The sequence below is a fragment of the Bradyrhizobium sp. Mp27 genome (assembly GCF_029953005.1).
GTDB lineage: Bacteria > Pseudomonadota > Alphaproteobacteria > Rhizobiales > Xanthobacteraceae > Bradyrhizobium > Bradyrhizobium barranii.
In genome coordinates this window covers 1-369 of sequence record NZ_JASAUS010000684.1, presented here as the reverse complement: position 1 = coordinate 369, position 369 = coordinate 1, and the positions used below count along the sequence as shown (strand labels likewise).

The 369-nt window shown below is 63.4% G+C and carries 2 pseudogenes; both read right to left on the bottom strand.

The annotated features are described in order from the left end of the window. A pseudogene (locus QJT78_RS52310) lies at window positions 1-153 on the bottom strand (IS21-like element ISFK1 family helper ATPase IstB); the annotation flags it as partial. Between the two features lie 18 nt (window positions 154-171). After that, window positions 172-369, bottom strand: a pseudogene (locus tag QJT78_RS52305) (IS21 family transposase); the annotation flags it as partial.

Sequence of the window (369 nt, the reverse complement as noted above, 5' to 3'; positions counted from 1 at the left end):
GCGTTCGGCGGCTTCGCGGTCGACCAACAGGCCGATGCGATCTTCGAACGGCAGGGCTTCGAGATCGGGCGATCGGCGCTGCTCCTCGAAGGCCTTGGCCATTCCGGTCAGGCCAAGCTCGATCAGCCGTTCGTGGGTTGGGTGGTTAAGCATGCCGGGTCTCTCCTTGCTTCAGTGGAAGTAGTCGCGTCCGCGGATGTTGCCGTGGCGCAGGGGCTGGTGCTCGAAAGATTCGTCGAAGAACGTGCGATCGAGGCCGTTCTGGAGGATCGATCTAATCGAGGCGACGGAGCGCGCCTTGATGAGGATGCCCCTCCGGCAGGCTGCGTCGAGGCGTTCGGCGCCGTAGCTTTTGACGAGCGCCAGAAT